General features: G+C 33.6%; 1 protein-coding gene and 1 pseudogene. One reads left to right on the forward strand and one right to left on the reverse strand.

Translation table 11 applies throughout. From position 1 onward, the window contains the following. Positions 1–1,864, forward strand: a pseudogene (locus DAHG_RS21520) (hypothetical protein); the annotation flags it as partial. Between the two features lie 111 nt (positions 1,865–1,975). Here DAHG_RS21520 and DAHG_RS21525 read toward each other — a convergent pair. Then, positions 1,976–3,767, reverse strand: a 1,792-nt coding sequence (locus tag DAHG_RS21525) for a hypothetical protein (protein WP_022939738.1), incomplete at its 5' end; no start/stop codon positions are given.

Genomic DNA, 3,767 nt, shown 5'->3' on the forward strand with positions numbered 1-3,767 from the left:
TGCTGCTGCGCCAGTATTGGCAGCTGCTGACGTTATGGGTACAAAAGCTCAAGTTTGTTATACTGCCGAAACAAAACAAGCAATGTCAGAGGCTAAAGATGCTTTAAATGCAATGATTCAAGATTTGAAATCAGCTGATAATGGCAAAATTAATTTAAGTAAAGTACAGGCTTCTACAGAGTACACTTGGACAAATACAGCTACATTCTTGAAAACTGATGAAGTAGAAGGTAATCTGAGTTTAGAAAATTTATTAGAAAAAGAATTGCCTACTGGTGAAGTAACATTGGCTAATGGTTTGGCATTATTAGCAGATTGTAATGCAGATGCGGATGCAAAATACATTATTGGTACACATATTGCTGATGATAAATTTGGATCAACAACAGCTGCAGAACGTGAATTCGGTATTGTTAATGCTATCGAGTTGATTACTGACGACACTAATAGCATGATCAAAGAATTAGCAATTAATTATGGTGATAAGGATACTACTTACACTTGGAAAGACGGTAAAACAGTAGCTGGTAAAGCAGGTAAGATCGGTAAAATTACTGACTTAGCTACTTACAATACAGAAAAAGGAAAATACAATGATTTAGTAGACTTAAAGCAATATTTTGGAAATATTCCTTCAGCTGACCAAACATACGTTAAAGACGTATATAATGACCTTCTTGATGTAATGAAAGAAGAATTAGATACTTATTCAGCAGGAACAAACCAAATTGTTAAAGACTATGTTAATAAATTAAAAAATGAAGATATTATTGAGGGTACAAATGTAGCTGATGTAGTTGATAGTGGAGCAGATTTTGACCGTGCTAACCTTGATGACTTAAAAGATTTCTTAGCTGATATTAAAGCTGATAAAAACTCAACTTTAAAAGCTGTAGCTTTATATGAAGATGTAGAAGATGAATCAGCAGTAGCAGAATATATCGATGCGTTGGAAACAATGGTATCAGAAATTGAAGAGGTAAATGATGCATTAAAATCTACTTCTGCAGTCAATAAAGGTTTAAGGGATATTACAGGTAAATTAAGCTCACTAATTACTGCAATTAACAATTACGAAGATGATACAACTAGTGATACACTTTATAATAAATATCAAGCAGCAATGGCAGCTTTCACTCAGGCAGATTTAACTAAATTAACTGACTATGTTGAAGATGTATATGAAATGTTCTATACTCTTAATGCAGTCCAACGTTCTAATGGAAAATATGTAGTAAGATCTGAAGAAACAGAATATGCTAGATATTTAAGCGAAGATGACATCGCTGATTTTGACACTAATGTTAAAACATTATTAACAAAATTAGTTGACGATTCAAATGACGAAACATATTATCAGGTATTAACAGAAACAACTTCTGACATTACAAAGTATTTAAAAGCATGTACAACTGATATCGAAGGTATTTCATTAGGAACAACATTCACTTCATCTGATGCGAAGAAAATTGTAGCTGCAAGAAATGCTTATGCTGAACTAGAAGCAGTAAATTTTGCTGGTCTAACTGCAAAAGAAAAGAGAGCAGTAAAAGCAAATGAAGATTTGATTGAAGCTTTATATGCTAAATTGATTATCAATGGAACAATTACACAAACAGGATGGGTAGATAAAGGCAATGGCGATTGGGATTACATCGCAGAAGATGGTTCTAGACCTTCTAAATGGATCGCTTCAGGTGCTAACTGGTATTATGTAAAGAATGGTACAATGTTACGTAACTCTTGGATCGCTTCTGATGCTCAGGGTACTAGATGGTATTATGTTGATGATAACGGTGTAATGGTTTCTAATACGACTGTTAACGGTTATACTTTCAACTCTTACGGCGTTTGGGTTAAATAGTAGATAAAACAAATAACACTTAAAGGAGATTCTAAATGGATCTCCTTTTTGCATGCAAAAAGAGATGCACATCTCTGTACATCTCAATTAAATAATTAAATCGATTTACAATTAACCGTTGTAAGAAGGGCTCATGTAAACGCCGTAAGAATTGATCCAGCAGCCATCTACAGATTGGTTCGTAACCATCTTACCAGCATTGTCTAAGTAGTACCAACGACCACCGTCAGTAGCCAACCAAGTATTTCTCAGCATCTTACCGTCTTTGATCATATACCAATCAGAACCAGAAGCAACCCATTTGTAAGCAGCAGGAGTACCATCTTCGTTGTTGTAACCCCAGTTACCGTTACCCATGCTATACCATCCAGCTACATTTGTTGTACCTAAGTTATCAAATGCTTCACGTAAGTTTGTGATCTTAGTGTCAGCTTGACGTGCTGTTCTCTTTTGTGCTGAAGTCAAATTGTCAGCATAATCACCATCAACTAATTCGTAAATAGCATCTTCTGCAGCTTCTAATAAAGCTTTATCTGTTGCTTTAATATTTGCTGGAGTTAATTTAGCAATATCAGTTGTAACAGCTTCTAAAGCTTTAACTACTTTATCCATATGTTCTGCAACTAAATCATATCCGAAAAGACCTTCTTCATTATCAACTAATGTATAAAGATATTCTGGGAAAGCATTTTTGAATGTATTTCTTTGTGATGTTGTAGAAGTTGAAGTGTAATCAGACTTATCTACATAATAGTTCCCCACTTTTCTAGTTTCCATTGTGTAAATTGAATCCATAACTTCTTCTTTAGCAGCTTTTAAGATTTCCCATTGTTCAGAATTTAATACATCTGCTAACGCTTCAGCTTTTTCTTTAGCCGTTCCAGTAGTGAAAGTTTTTACGAAATCACGAACTGAAACTTTGTTATCTTTTTTTACATTTGAAATTTTTGTCTTAATATATTCGTTATATTCATCAGATTTTAAAACATCTGAGTTTGCACCGATATTATCAATTAATTCTTGATAAGCATCTAAGATAGCAATTACTGCATCTTCATCTTTAAAACGATCATAATCATCATGATCAGTGATTAGTTTCATACGATTTTTAAGTTGTGTTTTATTATTCAAAGCAATAGCGTCTAATTCATCTTCTGAACTACCAATAATCGCTTTAATTGTTTTGGCACCTGTATCTTTAGAAACAGTCTTTGTTAAATCTGTAGCTTTTTCTTTCAAGTCATTTTGTAAAATAGCATCATAAGCTAAAACAAAATTTGATAAGTCAGCATCTGCAGTCACACCAAGATAATCATTGATGTTCGATTTTAAAGTGTTATAAGTATCTGCTACAGCACCAGCTAAATCATTTGTATAGTCATCACCACTGATGCCTAAGTATTTACCATAATCATCTTTATAGTCTTTCAGAGTTTCTAATGCATTTTTTGCATCAGTATAGTTATCCTTAGTTACAGTAGAGAAGTCCTTACCAGCGCCATCTTCTCCATTTACATTAGCTACTAATTTAGCTAAATCACTATTAGCTTTAACATCTTTAGCAGCAATAGCACCAGTACCAGCATAAGCTTCGATACCTTCAACTACATTAGTCCATGTTGTGATATTAGCTTTTTCTGTATAACCAGCATCTCCACCTTTAGCAAATGCGTCTAATTCAGCTTTGTAATCAACAATTACTTCTAAGATATTTACTTTTTTGCCAGCTTTATTTAAAGCCTTCATATCATTATCTAATGTGACAGTAGTAAATTTTGCACCATCTAATTGGCTTAAAATTTCTAAATATACTTTTGCACCACAATCAGCAATATCCGTTGTATCGTCAAGCCCTTTACATATACCAGATGTGATATCAGTTGCAAATACAGGAGCAGCATTG

This window comes from Dielma fastidiosa, from assembly GCF_000313565.1.
Taxonomy (GTDB): Bacteria; Bacillota_I; Bacilli_A; order Erysipelotrichales; family Erysipelotrichaceae; genus Dielma; species Dielma fastidiosa.